Genomic DNA, 18,339 nt, shown 5'->3' on the forward strand with positions numbered 1-18,339 from the left:
TGGTTATAAAAATATCATCAGTATCAGTTGGGCAATGATTACACGGGTAAACATGCCTAACGGATAGACTGTGGCGTAACTTACGGCTGGATTGTCATTGGGAATGATGTCGTTTGCGTAATTCAGTGCCATCGGATTGGCCATACTGCCGCAAAGCATACCGCATGTATTGCCGAAATCCATCTTGCAGACCCGCAAAGATACCAGTGCCATAATGACAACCGGTATAAAGGTAATCAAAAATCCGATACCTACCCACAAGGCTCCTTCTGGGCGTACTACCGTTTCGAAGAAATGTGCTCCGGCGTCCAGACCGAGGCAGGCCAGGTAGAGTGCCAGACCGATACCTCGGAGCATCAGGCTTGCGCTCCGGGTAGTATAGGTTAGCATGTGGAAACGCGGGCCGTATGCTCCGATCAGTATTCCTACGATAATAGGCCCTCCGGCAAGACCCAGTTTGACGGGTGAACTGATGCCTGGAATGGCGATAGGAATGGAACCGACGATGAGTCCCAATACAATTCCGATAAAGATGGATGCAAGGTTCGGATCCTTCAATGTCTTGACGGTATTTCCCAATATCTTTTCTACGTTATGGATGGCGGCGGCTTCGCCTACTACAGTCAGACGGTCGCCTAATTGGAGGATAAGTTCAGGAGTAGCCAGCAGTTGCACTCCACTTCTGAGTACACGGCTGATGTTGATACCGTAATTATTACGCAGACGGAGTGAACCCAGTCTCTTGCCGTTTATTTCGGCGCGTGAAACTACAATATGCTTGGAAATCAACTGGCTGTCGATGGCATTCCAGTCTATGTCCTCTTTATTCCAGTCGCGGTTTTCCTGTTCACCGAACAGGATAGTCAGTGCTGGAGCATCCTTTTCGGTAGTGATTACCAGCAGACGGTCGTTCTCTTTCAATATTTTATCGGAAGTGGGAATACTTACTATCCCGTTTCTCCAGATACGTGAGATGACGAATTTAGGATAGCTCATTTTGGCTATATCCTGTATGCTTTTATTGAATATGGCTGGATTGTGTACCTGGAATGTAGCGATATAGGTATGGTTCGGATCGTCTTGTAAATGCTCTTCCATGTCGGACGGACGTACAAATAATTTCCTTACGACCACAATAGCCAGAATCACTCCTACAACGCCGAGCGGGTAGGTTACAGCACAACTTAAAGCAGCTCCGCTGGTTGGCTCACCTAACTGTTTCAGTGTCTGCTGGGCAGCTCCCAGGGCAGGAGTGTTGGTGGTTGCTCCACATAGAATGCCTACCATGTCTGGTAGCCCTATAGGGGTTACAAAGCTTAGTATCAGTGCCATTATAGTACCTAATACGATGACTCCCAGACCTAGCATATTCAGCTTGTATCCTCCTTTGTGGAAGGAGCTGAAGAAGCCGGGACCTACCTGCAGACCCAATGCGTATACGAAAAGTACAAGTCCGAAACTTTCGGCATACGACAACATCTGAGGGTCTATTGAAAAGCCGAGATGACCGGCGAAAATCCCCATAAAGAATACGAATGTTACGCCCAGGGAAATTCCTAATACTTTGATTTTTCCGAGAGCAAGTCCCACAGATATGATGAGGGACAGAATAACCACTGCCTGTAACGCGGAGTGGTCAAAAAATAGATTGTATAGCCATTCCATGCCGCAAAGATACGGACTTTTTATTTTTATTGATTGCTAATGCGTTTTTTTTTACGGTTCAGGTTATGTACTGATTCCAAATCGTGTTGTGTAGAAACAGAAAAGACTTGCTTCTGCCGTGCGGAAGCAAGTCTTTTATAAGATGTAACAGTCTTTTAACGGATGAAGAGCAGTTCACGGTATTTGGGGAGTGTCCACATCTGGTCGTCAACGATCAGCTCCAGTTTGTCTATGTGGTAGCGGATTTCTTCCAGCATCGGTTCGATGTTGTCGTGGTAGGCGATTGCCTTTTCACGTTCCTCTGTAATCTTGTTGGCTACTTTCCGTGCTTCAACCATGGCATCAACCTTTTCCTTGATGAAAGCGGTATGCTCGGCAATACGTTTGATAATGGCGACATTTTCAGCCGAAAGTTTTTTTGCTTCTTCTTCCGGGAAGATGGATTTCATCTTATATACATTGTCTACCAGTTTACTCTGGTATTCGATAGCTACCGGAACAATATGGTTCATTACCAGGTCGCCCAATACACGTGCCTCAATCTGGATTTTCTTTGTATAGGTATCCCATTTCACTTCGTTACGGGCTTTCAGTTCTTTCCGGTTCATCACATTGGTTGATTCGAACATCTGGATTGTTTCCGGTTTCAGGTAATTGTCGAAGATGACCGGACAGCTTGTTTCACAGTCCAATCCGCGGCGTGCTGCCTCCTGCTGCCATTCCTCACTGTAACCGTTACCGTCAAAGCGGATAGGTTTGCATGCTTTGATATATTTACGGATAACGTGGATAAGAGCTGAAATTTTGGGTTCTCCCTGTTCAATCAGTGTGTCGACTTCTTTCTTGAACAGAGTAAGCTGTTCGGCTACGGCTGTATTCAGGGCAATCATTGCACTGGCACAGTTCGCTTCAGAACCTACGGCACGGAACTCGAAACGGTTACCGGTGAAGGCGAACGGTGAAGTACGGTTACGGTCGGTATTGTCGATGAGCAGTTCCGGAATCTGAGGGATATCCAGACGCATGCTCTGCTTGCTGCCCAAAGAGGCCAGTTCGTTAGTTGAACTATCTTCCATGTGATCCAGTACCTTACTCAACTGAGTACCCAGGAATGAAGAGATGATGGCGGGAGGTGCTTCATGGGCCCCCAGACGGTGAGCGTTAGTGGCACTCATGATGGAAGCCTTCAGCAATCCGTTATGACGGTATACCGCCATCAGTGTATTGACTACGAATGTGATGAAGCGCAGGTTCTCTTCCGATGTCTTTCCCGGAGCCATCAACAGGATGCCCGTATCTGTTCCCAATGACCAGTTGTTGTGCTTACCCGATCCGTTGATACCCTTGAACGGTTTTTCATGCAGCAGTACGCGGAATCCGTGGTTACGTGCGATTTTGCGCATCAGTGACATGATAAGCATGTTATGGTCGACTGCCAGGTTACATTCTTCATAGATAGGAGCCAGTTCGAACTGGTTAGGGGCAACCTCGTTGTGGCGTGTCTTGACCGGAATACCCAGTTCCAGAGCCTGGATTTCAAGGTCCTTCATGAATGCGGCTACACGTGGAGGTATTGCACCGAAGTAATGGTCTTCCAACTGCTGGTTCTTAGAAGCTTCATGTCCCATCAGTGTACGGCCTGTAAGCAGCAGGTCGGGACGTGCGGCGTAAAGTCCTTCATCGACCAGGAAATATTCCTGTTCCCATCCCAGGTAGGCAACTACCTTCTTAACGTCAGTATTGAAATAATGGCATACATCTACCGCAGCCTTGTTTACGGCCCGCAGAGCCTTCAGCAACGGAGCCTTATAGTCAAGTGATTCACCGGTATAAGCAATGAAGATTGTAGGAATACACAACGTGTCGTCCACTACGAATACAGGAGATGACGGGTCCCATGCACTGTAGCCACGGGCTTCGAATGTATTACGCACACCGCCATTAGGGAAAGATGAACCGTCGGCTTCCTGTTGAACCAGCAGTTTTCCTGAAAATTCCTCCAACATTCCACCCTTGCCGTCGTGTTCTACAAAGGCGTCATGCTTTTCGGCTGTGCCTTCAGTTAGTGGCTGGAACCAGTGGGTATAGTGGGTGACCCCCAGTTCCATGGCCCATTTTTTCATTCCCTTAGCGACTTCGTCGGCAATACTGCGGTCCAGATTGGCTCCGTTGTCGATTACATCTACCAATTTGGCATACACCTTGCTAGGCAGATACTTGAACATCTTCTCACGGTTGAACACATACTTTCCGAAATACTCACTCGGGCGTTTCTCCGGGGAAACGACTTCAACCGGTTTCTTGTGAAACGCTTGTTCTACTACGTTAAATCTTAGTTTTGACATAATACCTCAAATATTCTATGGTTGTTATTTTTATGGCTGTTATTTTGTTCTTATCGTTTTTTCATTTTCATTGCTTTGTCTTACAGGTATCTGCAAATGCGTTGTACTGCCTCTTCGCATCTCTCTTTACGTTCGAATGCGGTTAATCTTATAAATCCTTCTCCTCCCGAACCGTATGCAATGCCTGGTGTGGAAAGTATCTGTGCATCGAATAGTAGTTTCTCAAAAAATTTCATGGACGACAGCGGCCTTGGTACCTTGACCCATAGATAGGGTGCATCTTTGCCCCCATATACTTTTAGTCCCATGTTTTCCAATGCCTTTTTTATCATGCGGGCATTGTTCATGTAATATATGATGTTTTTTCTGATTTGTTCTTTGGCTTCAGGTGAATAGAGTGCTTCGGCACCCTTTTGTGAAATATATGAAGTTCCGTTGTACCGTATCTTCTGATATTGCTCCCATATGGGGTTCAATTGTACTCTTTCTCCCGATAAGGTTACCGCTGTCAGTTCCTTTGGTACGGTTGTGTATCCGCAGCGTATACCAGTGAATCCGGCGCATTTGGAAAAACTGCAAATTTCAATTGCAACTTTCCGTGCTCCTTTGATTTCATAGATGGAGTGTGGAATATCCGAGCCTTGTATATATGCCTTATAGGTAGAGTCACATATTAATAAGGTGTCGTTTTCGAGTGCATAGTTGACCCACTTTTTCAGCTCGTGTCTAGGAAGTGCTATTCCGGTAGGATTATTGGGGTAGCAAAGATAGACGATGTCTACACGTTGGGACGGGAGTTCGGGTATGAAATGGTTGCTTTCTCTGCAGGGAATATAAATGACATTACTCCAGCTGCCGTCTTTTTCCATTTCTCCGGTTCGACCACTCAAGACACTTGAGTTGATGTACATGGGATGTGTCGGATCGGTTATACCAATCGTGTTGTCATGACGGAGAATGTTTCCGATATTTCCGATATCACATTTAGCCCCGTCATTGATGAATATTTCGCCGGGCTCGAATTGTATACCATATGGGGCATAGTCATTTTTCAGAATAGCATCAATGAGGAAGTTGTATCCCTTTACCGGACCGTATCCGCGAAATGTCGATTCTTTTCCCATTTCGTCAATGGCACGTTGCATGGCATCGGCTGCTGTTGCCGGGATGGGAAGTATCACGTCTTCTGTCCCTAAATGTATCAGGTCAGCCTTAGGATGGATGACTTTGAACGAATTCACTTTTTTTTCTATTTCCGAAAAAAGTGAGTTATCCGATAATTTGAGAAAATGTTCGTTCAGCAATGCCATTTTATCAAGTAATGATTATGAATTAAGCCCAATTGGTTACAAAAGTATGAAAAATATCCCATTTACAAAAACCGGCTTCTTGAATTAACAAAGAAATTTGTCAGAATGAAGGTTTTGATGCTGAATTTTTGTAAACTGAAGATATAGCGGGTAGAAAAATCAGATTGCTGTTGTTCCGGTGTGGATGTCATGAATAACCTTATTATATTTTTTTCAGAATATCATATTTTATTTTTACCTTTGTAGGCAAAATAAATCATATAAGATGGAAAAGTTGAGTTCTACTGGAGGCGTTTATAAGTTTTTTAGAGAAACGAAAGATTACGTCATGATTGCGTTAGGGATGTTGACTTATGGTATAGGGTGGACTGTTTTTCTATTGCCTAATGATATTCCTTCGGGTGCCGTTCCGGGAATTGCTTCAATCATTTATTGGGCTACCGGCTTTCCGGTCCAGTATACTTATCTGATTATTAATTTCTTGCTTTTGTTGCTTGCATTGAAAATTCTGGGGTTACGTTTTTGCCTGAAGACTATTTGGGCGGTAGCCGTCCTGACTTTGTTGTTGGCTGTCATCCAGGAAGTGGTGAAAGGAAGTCTGATTCATGACCAGCCATTTATGGCCTGTGTGTTAGGTGCTTCATTCTGTGGTGCAGGTATAGGCATTGCGTTTTCATCGAACGGAAGTACGGGAGGTACTGATATTATAGCTGCCATTGTGAATAAGTATCGTGACATATCGTTGGGAAAGGTTATCCTGATTTGCGATGTGATTATCATATCATCAAGTTATCTTGTCCTTCATGACTGGGAAAAAGTAGTGTATGGTTATGTTGTATTGTTTATTTCCAGTTTTGTTTTGGATCAGGTGGTGAACAGTGCCCGTCAGTCGGTACAGTTCTTCATTATTTCGAACAAATATGAGGAGATAGGACAGCGTATTAATAAAGATTTACATCGCGGAGTGACGTTTATTGACGGGGTAGGATGTTATACTCATAATAATGTAAAGATGATGTTTGTGTTGGCCAAGAAAAGGGAATCAACAGTGATTTTCCGGCTAATCAAAGATATTGATCCTCATGCTTTTGTCTCTCAAAGTGCCGTTATCGGAGTATTCGGAGAAGGATTCGACAGAATCAAAGTGAAATAAAGAAAGGTCTATTGTAAGTAAAACAGTCTGATGAACAGTATGATGACAAACGTGGAAGTAGCTAGGCGTATTGTTGCCGAAAATAACGGACAGTTAGAGCGCGAAAGTCTGCATGCTTTTGCAGATATTCTTGTTTACAGGAAATATAAGAAGGGTGAACGGATTCTTGATGAAGGTGAAGTCTGTACGTGTATGCGTTACATAGAAAAAGGGTTGACCCGTCAGTTCTATTATAAGCATGAAAAGGATTTGACTGAACACATTGCTTATGAGGGTGGACTGGTTATATGTTTGGAAAGCTATCTGAAACAGGCACCGACACATCTGATGATCGAGGCGTTGGAGCCTACTGTATTATGGGAAATCAATAAAGCGGATATTGAACAGCTGGCTGCCACCTATAATGATATAGGGGTTTTATACCGGAAATTCTTTGAATTTTCATTGATTGAATCCCAAGTCAAGGCTGATACTCTCCGTTTCGAACCTGCTCACGAGCGGTATAACAAATTGCTTCAGCTTCATCCGGAAATACTGAAACGCGCACCTTTAGTCTACATTGCTTCGCTTTTACAGATGACGCCCGAAACCTTAAGCCGCGTCCGTTCTTCTAATTTGAACAGCTGATTATTCTTCTTAGAAGAATACAAGTCCCACTTCAAAGGAGGGATGGTGTCTGTAGATTGAGCTGTGCCCATATTGCTTGGCCCAGCTATAGCCTCCCGAAACGAATATTCCGAATTTGTCGGTTATGTGATATTCCAGATTGAGACGGGGTTGTATTGCATACAATCGTGCGGGACACTCATTTGTGGGAGTATGGTTATCCAGTGTTTCGATATGGTAGAATCCGGCATCAGCACCGATGTCCATTCGGTGGGTTATCGGGTAGTATATGCCGGCACGATAAAATCCCGAAACGCTGAACTGATTGAAATCAAGTGCATAGGCTCCTGCTCCAAATTCCGTGTAGGTATATCGGTTCTTGAAGCGAATACCTACATTGGCTTTGTTGAGGTTACTTCCGGACACAAACATTTGGACACGGGTAGAAGGATTGATGTTGATGCATCCTATTTGCCGTGCATGTATGCTGTCTCTATTTATATTTATGAATCCGACTTGCAACCCTCTGTTGTTGTCGGCCGAAATGTTGGCTATACCTAACTGTAATCCGGTATTGGTTTCTGCATAATTGGCTAGGGCGGTTTGTACGCCACGGTTCTTGACTGCCACATTGCCAATTCCTGCCAGTTGTATTCCGTTGCATGTGTTTCCCGTGATGTTCATCAGAGCCGTAATCTGCATTCCTCTGAGTGTATCACCTGTTACGTTCATTAGTCCGGCTATAGCCACACCTTTTTGTTGTTTTGCTGCGATATTGGCCAGTCCGCCAACCATAAGACCTCCACTGTTTCCGCCACTGATATTCATTATACCACTGATAGCCAGTCCTCTTAACTTCTCTCCGGAAAAGTTTCCTAACGCTGAAACAGCCAGCCCATCGGTATTTTTACCGTTGACGTTTATAAGACCTGCCAAAGCAATTCCTCGTGTTGTCCGTCCTGTAACATTGGTAATGCCTGAAATCTGAAGGCCGGCCGCGTCAAGTCCCGTAATGTTGGTTATGCCTGCCAGTTGGATTCCTTTGGAATAATGATGGGAAATGCTTGATATGACATTGAAACCGAAACCGTTCAAACTCTTGATATTACTGAACAGCCCCAGGTTAAAATAAGTCTGCGGAGGGTCTTTCTTTTTATTGGTGATACTGACAGCTATGCTGGGGCCTTCCTTCAGCCCTTTTCTTTTGGACTGTGCATATAGAGAAGAAGTCCCTGTCAGGACAATACCCGACAGGAACAGTACTATTATTCTAGAATTGAATTTCATGAGATTTATTTTACATCTTGATATAGGAAGCGCTTGATACTCTTCTTCGGGGTCTTTTCAAACTCTTCCGGGTATATTTTTACTCTTGCTATCTGTGAATAAGCCGGTAGTTCCGCATTCAGATTGACACGGTTCGTTTCCATTGCGGCTTCTATGTCCTGATTACTCATTCCTTGTGCATAGGCCTCTTCGAAATCGGGATATATCAAGGCCATCAGTTTATGGTCGGTTTGCTGTATGATGATACTTTCGGCTACAAAAGGCATGTTGTTCAGTTGCTCTTCGATCTCTTCCGGATAAATGTTTTGTCCGGAAGGTCCCAGCAGCATGTTTTTGCTACGCCCTTTGATAGTGACATTCCCGTCCTTGTCCATAATTCCCAAATCGCCGGTATGGAGCCATCCGTCGGCTTCCAGTACCTGGGCGGTAGCTTCCGGATTTTTATAATACCCCAGCATGACATTGTCGCCTCGTGTCATGATTTCTCCAACAATGTTTTCAGGGTCGGGACTGTCTATCTTCACTTCCATGCGTGGAGCGGCTTTGCCGCATGATCCGGCACGGAACCGTTTCCAGTCTTCATAACAGATGATGGGGCCACATTCGGTCATTCCGTATCCTACCGTATAAGGGAAATCCAGACTTCTCAACAGCTTTTCGACTTCCTGATTGAATGCTGCGCCTCCGATGATGATTTCATAAAAGTTCCCGCCGAACCCTTGGATCATGTGTTCCCGCACTGCTGCCTTGATCTTGTCATTGATGATTGGTACTTTAAGCAATACTTTCATTTTCAAGGTCTCCAGTTTGGGCAATACACCTTTCTTGATAATCTTCTCAATAATCAGCGGTACAGCAATGATGATATTGGGCTTTACGTCGGCAAAGGCCTGGAAAATGATTTTAGGGCTGGGCATCCGTGTCAGGAAATAGATGTGGCACCCGCTTGAAAATTCGTAGAGGAACTCAAAGGCCAGTCCGTACATGTGTGCCATAGGCAGCATGGATACAATTTTGTCGCCTGCCTGTAACGGAAGGACTTCGAAAGCGAACTGTGTATTCGACCAGAGTGAGCGGTAGGGTAGCATCACCCCCTTAGAGAAGCTGGTTGTTCCTGATGTGTAGTTGATTACAGCCAGTTCTTCCGGATTGTCTCGTCGGTATGAAACATGTTCACGTCTGAAATTGCGGGGGAATTTTTTTCCGAACAGTTCGTTCAGGTGTTCGCGTGCATATTCCAATTGTGCACTACGGCTTACCAGTAGAGTGAAGTCGGTCATCAGGATGATACCTTCCAGCTTGGGCATTTCGGCTTCATTGAGGGCTTCCCATACCATGTCTCCCACGAAAAGAAGCCGGGCATCCGAGTGGTTCACTATATTATGGATGTTGTCGGCCTTGAATTCGTGTAGTATCGGTACCGCTACCGCTCCATAAGTGAGGATTGCCAGAAATGCCACCCCCCAGTGCGCACTGTTCCGTCCGCAGATAGCTACTTTGTCACCTGGCTTTATGCCGCTTCCTTCCAGGAGGAGATGCAGTTTTTCTATTTTTCTGGCTACATCCTTGTATTGTAGGGTCAATCCTTTATAATCGGTCAATGCATCGAGATCCCAATGCTTCTTTATACTTTCTTCTATAAAAGCGATAAAACTTTTTTCCATAACTGATTTGTTGAATTGCACACTTGGCGCACTATATGTGCAAATATATACGTTTATTCTTATTTATCCAATTAATTTGATTGGAAAAAGAGTCTGGAAAGCAGGAAACGGACGCCTGTCTGGAGAATAAAAAAGGCCTCTTCCCCAATAACGGATATGTATTTCCTATTTTGGAGAGCAGGCCTTTTTAATTATGATATGGAAATTGTGGTTATTCCTGATGGTTGCTGTAATATTTCATGAATTGGGTACGTTCGAACGGATTTATGTCGCCGGCCGCATTGGCATTCATTTTTCCCTTGAACTGGTTCAGGGTATCATAACCGTTACTTTCCATCCATTCTTTCAGTTCGTTTTTCATCGTTGCGATTTCCTTGTTGCCGTATTGATAGATGGCACTGCATATTTCTACTGCAGACGCACCTGCCAGAATAGTCTTGATAACCCCTTTGCCGCAATGTACACCTCCAGAAATGGCGTAATCTACCTGCGGTACCGCTGCCGATGCGATTGCTGTCCAGCGCAGGCGGTCGGCCAGTTCGCTAGGATTGCTCATGACGTTGGTGTTGGTAAATGTCAGGGTTTCGATATTGATATCAGGCTGGTAGAAGCGGTTGAACAATACGACTGCTGCCGCCCCGTTAGCATACAGTTGGTTGATCAGTGCAATCGGGTTGGTAAAGTTGCTTCCCAGTTTCATGATAACAGGAATATTTACGCTTTTCTTGATGTGGCGGAGAATGTCGATGTGGCGCTGTTCGAAACTTCCTGGGGTATAGTCCTTTTCAGTCTGCAAGGTAAGGATGTTGATTTCCAGTGCGTCGGCACCTGCATTTTCCATCATTTTGGCGAAATCCACCCATTCGCTGTCGCTGTAGCAGTTGATGCTGGCGATAACCGGGATTTTACATGCTTTTTTTGCCTGTTCAATCAGGTTGATATGTTCGTTCAGCGCATGTGAGCGTACGTATGTACCCAGATAGTCGTCTGCTTCGGGTGAGCCATATCCTTGCATGGCTCCAGCCTGCATGTTGATCTGTTCTTCGAATACAGATTTGAGCACTACGGCTCCAGCGCCTGCTTCTTCCAGTTTCTTTATTTTCTCCACACTGTTTGTCAGTCCGGAACTGCTGATGATAATCGGATTTTCCAGAGTCAATCCTGCGAATGTTGTTTTCAATTGTACCATATGATTAAAGTTTTAGTATATTCTTTCTCCAAAAATTTTGCTTCCTACACGGACCATCGTGCTTCCGGCGGCAACGGCTATCTTGTAGTCGTGTGACATTCCCATGGATATTTCCTTGAAATAGGGTTGTTCCTTGAAATAGTTTTCTTTCAGTTCGTTGAAGAACCTGTGCAGGCTTTCAAATTCTTTTCTTATTTCATTCTCGTCGTCGGTATTTGTGGCCATGCCCATAACACCTTCTATACGTACGTTGGTGAGTTCTTTCCATGCTTCTTCCTGTAGGAATGTCCTGCAACTTTCGAAAGTGAAGCCATATTTGCTTTCTTCTTGGGCTATATGGATTTCCAGCAGGCAAGGAATGATTCTATTGACTTTGGAAGCTTGTTTATTGACTTCAACCAGTAATTTGTAGGAGTCTACAGCGTGGATCAGCGCTACATAAGGGGCAATATACTTTACCTTGTTTGTCTGTAGATGTCCGATGAAATGCCATTCGATGTCCTCGGGCAGCTTTCCGTGCTTTTCATCCATTTCCTGAACCTTGCTTTCCCCGAATATGCGCTGGCCTGCATCATATGCGGCTTGAATGGCTTCGGCGGGATGGAACTTTGATACTGCTACCAGGCGGACATCTTGGGGCAGGTCATTGAGTACTTCCTTTAAATTAGTTTGAATGTCCATTTATCGTTTTATTTTTAATTATCTTTTATCTGCGTCAGGGAATTCCGGCTTTACGTCGGGTTCTGCCGAATACGGATATACATCCATAATGGCTGTTTCGGCTACAGAAGCGATTGTGTAGTCGGCCATCGTACCTTTCATGCCTTCATCCAGCTTCTTGATTGCGTCACGCAGGTCGGCTGCCTGAACCAAAACGGTTGTTGCCGTCTTTTTTTCGGCTCCGCTTTTTTCGTCCAGGGTGATGAAATAGAGTTTGCATTTGAACCATCTGTCGGCTGCGTCTTCTTCACAGGGAAAAAGTTCGCTATAGTTGGCGCGTTTTATATCGGATACGGTGAATTCTCCACTTATAAACGGGGTTATTTCTTCAATAATACGTGATTCGGCTTCAGTAAAACTGAGTGCATCGACCAGATAAGGTTCCGTGATTTTCTTATTCATGCCGTTCTCCATTACTTTTTCGTAACGGATTTTGCACTCAAACCAGTTGTGCATCATAATTCCTTTAGTTGCTGTTTTATTAGTTAATATTGTTATGCAAAGATATATTAAATATTGACATATGTGTTTGCCGGACGGTTTATTTATTACTTTTTTATGTTCTTCCCGGCTGATGTCCCGGATACCGTCTGACATTTATTTTATTATAATTGTTGTGGATTTTGTTCTTTCAAGCTATATTTGTAGCCATATTTCTAATAATCTATAAAAATATGCCACAAATATCCATCAGAGGAAATGAAATGCCAGAGTCGCCGATCCGGAAATTGGCACCGTTGGCCGAAGCTGCTAAAGAGAGAGGAATTCATGTATATCATTTGAATATTGGTCAGCCGGACCTGCCAACTCCACGAGCGGCCCTCGATGCGATTCGTAATATTGACCGTACTATTCTGGAATACAGTCCAAGCCAGGGATACAGAAGTTACCGTGAAAAGCTGGTGGGTTACTATGAGAAGTATGACATTCACTTGACACCGGATGATATCATCATCACCACCGGTGGTTCGGAAGCTGTACTGTTTGCCTTTATGAGCTGCCTGAACCCGGGAGATGAAATTATTGTTCCCGAACCGGCGTACGCCAACTACATGGCATTTGCCATTTCGGCCGGAGCCATTATCCGTACAGTGACAACAACCATTGAGGAGGGATTTTCTTTACCTAAGGTAGAGAAGTTCGAGGCGCTGATCAACGAGCGTACCAAAGGTATCCTCATATGTAACCCGAACAATCCGACAGGGTACCTGTATACCCGTCGTGAAATGAATCAGATCCGTGATCTGGTGAAAAAGTACGACTTGTTCCTGTTTTCCGACGAAGTTTACCGTGAGTTTATCTATACAGGTTCGCCTTATATCTCAGCCTGTCATCTGGAGGGCATTGAGAATAATGTTGTTCTGATTGATTCCGTATCCAAGCGTTATTCGGAATGTGGTATCCGTATCGGTGCGCTGATTACCAAGAATGAAGACGTACGCAAGGCGGTGATGAAGTTCTGCCAGGCCCGTCTGAGTCCTCCGTTGATCGGTCAGATTGCTGCTGAGGCTTCGTTGGATACGCCCGAAGAGTACATGCGTGAGAACTACGATGAATATGTGGAACGCCGTAAATGCCTTATTGACGGTCTGAACCGTATTCCCGGTGTGTATTCGCCCATACCTATGGGGGCTTTCTATACAGTGGCCAAGTTGCCGGTGGATGATGCGGAGAAGTTCTGTGCATGGTGCCTGAATGATTTTAACTACGAAGGAGAAACAGTTATGATGGCTCCGGCAGCGGGGTTCTATACTACGCCGGGAGCTGGTATCAATGAGGTCCGTGTGGCCTATGTGCTGAAAAAGGAAGACCTGGCCCGTGCCTTGTTTGTCTTGAGAAAAGCGCTTGAAGCATATCCGGGACGGGTGGAGGAATAAAGGATGAACTGGAAACTTTTTATAGCCCGGCGCATCTACAGAAGCAATGAGGGCGCAAAGGAAGTTTCAAAGCCTGCCGTACGCATTGCTATGGCAGGCATTGCCATCGGGCTGGCCGTCATGATCGTCTCGGTGGCTGTTGTTACCGGATTCAAACATCAGGTAAGGGATAAGGTCGTGGGGATCAGTTCGGATATTCTGGTTACCGGTCTGACGGAGGTGCAGTCGTATGAGATGCCTCCTGTTATAGGTAATGACAGTCTGATGCGGGCATTGCAGGCTATTCCGGGAGTGGGGCATGTACAGCGCTATGCTACCAAGCCGGGGATGGTTATGACTTCCGACAATTTTCAGGGTATTGTACTTAAAGGCGTGGCTCAGGAGTATGACATGACATTTTTGAAACAGTGTCTGGTGTGCGGTGATATACCGCACTTTACCGACAGTGTGCCGAGTAATGAAGTACTTGTATCCAAGACAATCGCCGACAAACTTTCATTGAAGGTGGGCGACAAGCTTTATACCTATTATGTGGAAGACGATATCCGGGCACGGAGAATGACAATATCAGGTATTTTCCAGACGAACTTTTCGACTTACGACAATATGTTCCTGATTACGGATTTGCGTACCGTGTGCCGTCTGAACAATTGGGAAGAAGGGCAGGTGAGTGGTCTGGAGATAGATGTACCCGATTTCAGTCAGAATGAAAGAGTCAATGAACAAGTGTTGCTTTCATTGCAAGGCAGGCATGACAAACTGGGTTATGAGTATTTCTCGCGTATGGTTCAGGAAGTTTATCCGCAGATTTTTGCATGGCTGGATCTGCTTGATCTGAATGTTTGGGTCATCTTGATTCTGATGACCGGGGTAGCCGGATTTACCATGATTTCCGGATTGCTGATCCTGATATTGGAGCGTACCAATATGATCGGTATATTGAAGGCTTTGGGAGCCGACAACAATTCCATCCGTAAGATTTTTCTCTCTTTTTCTGTATTCCTGATCAGAAAGGGGATGCTTTGGGGGAATGTAGCCGGGTTGTTGTTCTGCTTTTTACAGTCGTGGTTCGGTATCATCAAGCTTGATCCGGAGACCTATTACGTCGATACTGTCCCCATTGAACTGAATGTAGGTATATGGTTGCTGCTGAATGTGTGTACCCTGATCATTTCAGTCGTGATGCTGGTAGGTCCGTCTTATCTGGTCAGTCGGATTCATCCTGCACGTTCCATCCGTTTTGAATAAGCGTATAAAGGGCATGGAAAGAAGAGTTCTGGAATACCCGTCGAAAAGAACTTGTTTTTTTCGGGAAACTTCATGAACTTTGTGCCAGAATATCTTGATGTTTTCTTCAGGATTCCTTGTTTATTGGGATAAAATACCTTCTTCTTTTTATGAAATGCCAAGGTGTTTTCACTGCATTGCCCTGAACAACCACTAGAATGCGGTTGTTCAGGGCAATGCAGTGAAAAAATAATAAAATGTGTATTTATCCTATTTTACTGATTTTCTTTAATTTCTCTTCATCAAGAATCTTGATACGGCGTCCATCTATGATAATCAGTTTTTCTGCCGCAAAATTGGAGAGTGTACGGATGGCATTCGAAGTAGTCATGTTCGACAGGTTGGCGAGATCTTCCCGTGAAAGGTAGATGCTCAGCGTGCATTGGTCGCCTTCCACTCCATATGTGTCTTTCAGGAACAGCAAGGATTCAGCCAGACGTCCCCGGATGTGCTTTTGTGTAAGGTTGACAGTACGTTCATCGGAAATCCCCAGGTCTTTTGAAAGCTGCTTGATGAAGAACATGGCCAGCTCACTGTTTTCCATAATCAGTTTGATGATTACCGGCATGGGAATCAGACAGATGGTACATGGTTCGAAAGCAGCTGCAGCTGTTACGAAATTTTCCTCTGCAAAATAAGCCCGATAGGCAAAATACTCTTTGTTCTTGATAACCCGGATTATCTGACTGCGTCCTCCTACTCCATCTTTATAGATTTTCACTTTACCGTTCAGCAGACACATCAGGTGGAAAGGAGTTTCTCCTTCACAATAGATGGTTTCATTTTTCTTATACTTTTGAATGGTAAAATTTTGTGCCAGATATGCACGTTGTTCTTCGGTCAGAGGTTGCCACAAGTCGGGGATACTTTCGGCAATCTCGCTTTCTGTTAAATCCTTTTTAATCATAAATGCTGTAGAAACATGTTTTCCAGCACAAAGATAAAAAGAAAAAATTAAAAACTTAGTCATAAACGTTGAAAAATATGGTTAATAATAAAGGTATTTGTATATATTTGCCTTAAATATGAAACGGACAAGGAGAATATCTGGAATAAGGCTCAGAATCGTTTTGTGGTTGCTTCTGACGCTATGTTCGGTTTGGGGAATGGCCAGCGAGTATATGCCATCTGTTCCGCACCGTCCGTTTGTTCCTGATTCCATCATGTCACATATTTTTTATTCGGCCCAGGTTTATGCCAATGAGGTGGAGGAGTTCAAGGCCGACCTGTATCTGAAAGGAAGGTTTCAGGTACATAAAAGGAACCGTATCCTTAAATATATCCCCTATATGTTCCGTTTTGAAAAGGGGGTGGACAACTATATACATGAATCACTCAGTGAGCTCCATTATACGGCACCCGATATATACGACCGTAAGATCCGGGCGGTACAGACTACATTTCCTGGCGGTAACAGCCGTTTTTTCGATATTATGGACTTTATCCATTTCAACATTTATTCTCCTTCGGTGATGAAAGACAAGATATTGTCGCCTTTGTCGAAAAGTACCAGTATACATTATAATTATCTGCTGGATTCTATCGATTACCAGTCGGAAGGAGTAGTCTACAAGATCCGGGTGATTCCCCGATATCGGAGTACACAGTTGTTGGAAGGTTTTTTCTGGATCTCTTCAAGCGACTGGAATATACGGTACATGGATTTTATAGGGAAATACGATCTTACGGCATTCCATCTTGTCATGCAGATGGGAAAAACTCCTGAAACCCGATGCCTTCCCCAACTGCTGAACCTGGATGTAGTGTTCAAGTTTGTAGGGAACCACCTGGAGATGAAATATACCGGGTGGCTGAACTATTCGGAAGTTTCGTTCAGGAAGGAAAACGACTGGAATTTCGGCCGGTTGAAGAAAGATAAATATAATCTGTCGAAATCATATACGCTGACTTGCGATACGACCCGTCTTATCCAGAACCGGGATTCGTTTGCGCGTATCCGCCCCCTTCCTTTGGACGACTGGGAAGACAGCCTGTATCTGGCGTTCGACAAGCGGAGGGAGGTACACGTTGACGATACCATGCAGGTGGAAACGAAACTGAAGAAGAACCTGGTGTTCATGGGGCAGATAGGGGATGCCCTGATCAGCAGTTACGACATCGATTTTTCTCGTGTGGGAAATGTGACCTGTTCTCCGTTGATCAATCCTCTTCTTGTCAGTTACAGTCACCGCCGAGGTATTTCCTACAGGCAGGTGTTCAAATATAACAAACTGTTCCATAACGGGAAACTGTTGAGGCTGGTGCCTCAGATCGGTTATAATTTCACAAAGAAGGAATTTTACGCGAAACTGGACGGAGAATTTGTATATAATCCGCGGAAACACGGCTCCATTACCGTCAATGTGGGGAACGGTAACCGTATCTACAGTAGTGTGGTACTGGACCAGCTGAATGCCATGCCCGACAGTGCATTCAGTTTTACAGGACTGGAACTGGACTATTTCAAGGATGTGTATCTGAACGTGGCCCATAACCTGGAGGTTATAAACGGTCTGAATCTGTGGATGGGTATTTCCATGCATTGGCGTAATGCTGTAAACGGTACTCCCGAAGTGGCGGAGCGTGTCCGGCTGAGATATAACAGTTTTGCACCCAGAGTCAGAGTGGAGTGGACTCCTGGAATGTATTATTATTACAATGGTAACCGTAAAATCAACGTAGGTTCCAGGTATCCTACCTTTGTTTTCGATTATGAGCGGGGTCTTGATATCCTTCCTAATTCCGGAAAATATGAACGTTTTGAGATGTCGGCCGAACAGAAAATCCGTATCAATAATATACACACGCTTGCGTATCATTTGGGAAGCGGTTTCTTTACGAACCAGGATGACATGTATTTTGTGGATTACGTAGATTTTGCCAATATCAATCTTCCGCAAGGGTGGAATGATGATATCGGAGGGACTTTCCAGATGCTGGACGGACGTTGGTACAACGCTTCCCGCCATTATGTCCGTGGAAACATGACTTTCGAAACCCCGTTCCTGTTGTTGTATCCGGTAGGACGGTTGCTTTCATTTATCCAGAAGGAACGTATTTATGCCGGAATCCTGTTTATGCCTCATTTGAATCCTTACTTTGAATTGGGATATGGCATAGGTACGCATGTCTTTGATTTCGGGGTGTTTATTGGAAATGAAAAAGGTAAATTCACTTCCCTGGGGTGTAAATTTACCTTTGAGCTCTTCAACAGATGACGCCCGGAATAGAATGGC

14 protein-coding genes are annotated in these 18,339 nt (G+C 44.6%); 5 read left to right on the top strand and 9 right to left on the bottom strand.

The window, feature by feature from the left end; genetic code table 11:
• Window positions 1-3: 3 nt before the first annotated feature.
• The 3 genes from BQ7489_RS14835 to BQ7489_RS14845 all read right to left on the bottom strand — a co-directional run bounded on the left by BQ7489_RS14835 (window position 4) and on the right by BQ7489_RS14845 (window position 5,320).
• The gene (locus BQ7489_RS14835) at window positions 4-1,665 is read right to left on the bottom strand and encodes a putative transporter (protein ID WP_072531704.1); all 1,662 of its coding nucleotides are present in this window, start codon (window positions 1,663-1,665) and stop codon (window positions 4-6) included.
• 155 nt (window positions 1,666-1,820) lie between these two features.
• Window positions 1,821-4,010: a glutamine synthetase III family protein gene (locus BQ7489_RS14840; protein WP_072531705.1), complete on the bottom strand. Its 2,190-nt coding sequence runs from the start codon at window positions 4,008-4,010 to the stop codon at window positions 1,821-1,823.
• 80 nt (window positions 4,011-4,090) lie between these two features.
• Entirely contained in the window at window positions 4,091-5,320 is a 1,230-nt protein-coding gene (locus BQ7489_RS14845; protein WP_072531706.1) for an LL-diaminopimelate aminotransferase, read from the bottom strand.
• A 265-nt stretch (window positions 5,321-5,585) separates the two neighbouring features.
• Here BQ7489_RS14845 and BQ7489_RS14850 point away from each other — a divergent pair, with 265 nt between their 5' ends.
• Entirely contained in the window at window positions 5,586-6,473 is an 888-nt protein-coding gene (locus BQ7489_RS14850; RefSeq protein WP_072531707.1) for a YitT family protein, read from the top strand.
• Window positions 6,474-6,512: 39 nt separating this feature from the next.
• On the top strand, window positions 6,513-7,100 hold the full coding sequence (locus BQ7489_RS14855) for a Crp/Fnr family transcriptional regulator (RefSeq protein WP_072532221.1): 588 nt from the start codon (window positions 6,513-6,515) through the stop codon (window positions 7,098-7,100).
• Between the two features lie 9 nt (window positions 7,101-7,109).
• Here the strand turns inward: BQ7489_RS14855 and BQ7489_RS14860 are convergent, their stop codons facing one another.
• The 5 genes from BQ7489_RS14860 to BQ7489_RS14880 form a co-directional block, all read right to left on the bottom strand.
• A complete protein-coding gene (locus tag BQ7489_RS14860) occupies window positions 7,110-8,366 on the bottom strand; it encodes a hypothetical protein (RefSeq protein ID WP_072531708.1) in 1,257 nt (418 codons plus the stop codon).
• A 5-nt stretch (window positions 8,367-8,371) separates the two neighbouring features.
• Window positions 8,372-10,030 carry a long-chain fatty acid--CoA ligase gene (locus BQ7489_RS14865; protein WP_072531709.1) on the bottom strand — a complete coding sequence of 553 codons (1,659 nt, stop codon included), beginning with the start codon at window positions 10,028-10,030 and terminating at the stop codon, window positions 8,372-8,374.
• A gap of 211 nt (window positions 10,031-10,241) precedes the next feature.
• Complete coding sequence (locus BQ7489_RS14870) at window positions 10,242-11,219, bottom strand: dihydroorotate dehydrogenase-like protein (protein ID WP_072531710.1); 978 nt, start codon at window positions 11,217-11,219, stop codon at window positions 10,242-10,244.
• Between the two features lie 12 nt (window positions 11,220-11,231).
• Complete coding sequence (locus tag BQ7489_RS14875) at window positions 11,232-11,900, bottom strand: YggS family pyridoxal phosphate-dependent enzyme (protein WP_072531711.1); 669 nt, start codon at window positions 11,898-11,900, stop codon at window positions 11,232-11,234.
• A gap of 18 nt (window positions 11,901-11,918) precedes the next feature.
• Entirely contained in the window at window positions 11,919-12,401 is a 483-nt protein-coding gene (locus BQ7489_RS14880) for a DUF4494 domain-containing protein (protein ID WP_113745300.1), read from the bottom strand.
• 212 nt (window positions 12,402-12,613) lie between these two features.
• Between BQ7489_RS14880 and BQ7489_RS14885 the strand changes: the two genes are divergently transcribed.
• Both BQ7489_RS14885 and BQ7489_RS14890 read left to right on the top strand, forming a co-directional pair.
• Complete coding sequence (locus BQ7489_RS14885; protein WP_072531712.1) at window positions 12,614-13,816, top strand: pyridoxal phosphate-dependent aminotransferase; 1,203 nt, start codon at window positions 12,614-12,616, stop codon at window positions 13,814-13,816.
• A 3-nt stretch (window positions 13,817-13,819) separates the two neighbouring features.
• On the top strand, window positions 13,820-15,064 hold the full coding sequence (locus BQ7489_RS14890) for an ABC transporter permease (protein WP_072531713.1): 1,245 nt from the start codon (window positions 13,820-13,822) through the stop codon (window positions 15,062-15,064).
• Between the two features lie 244 nt (window positions 15,065-15,308).
• Here the strand turns inward: BQ7489_RS14890 and BQ7489_RS14900 are convergent, their stop codons facing one another.
• Entirely contained in the window at window positions 15,309-16,010 is a 702-nt protein-coding gene (locus tag BQ7489_RS14900) for a Crp/Fnr family transcriptional regulator (protein WP_072531715.1), read from the bottom strand.
• Between the two features lie 118 nt (window positions 16,011-16,128).
• Here BQ7489_RS14900 and BQ7489_RS17595 point away from each other — a divergent pair, with 118 nt between their 5' ends.
• Entirely contained in the window at window positions 16,129-18,321 is a 2,193-nt protein-coding gene (locus tag BQ7489_RS17595; protein WP_072532223.1) for a DUF5686 family protein, read from the top strand.
• The last annotated feature ends 18 nt before the right edge of the window (window positions 18,322-18,339 follow it).

The sequence above is a fragment of the Bacteroides ilei genome, from assembly GCF_900128495.1.
Lineage (GTDB): Bacteria > Bacteroidota > Bacteroidia > Bacteroidales > Bacteroidaceae > Phocaeicola > Phocaeicola ilei.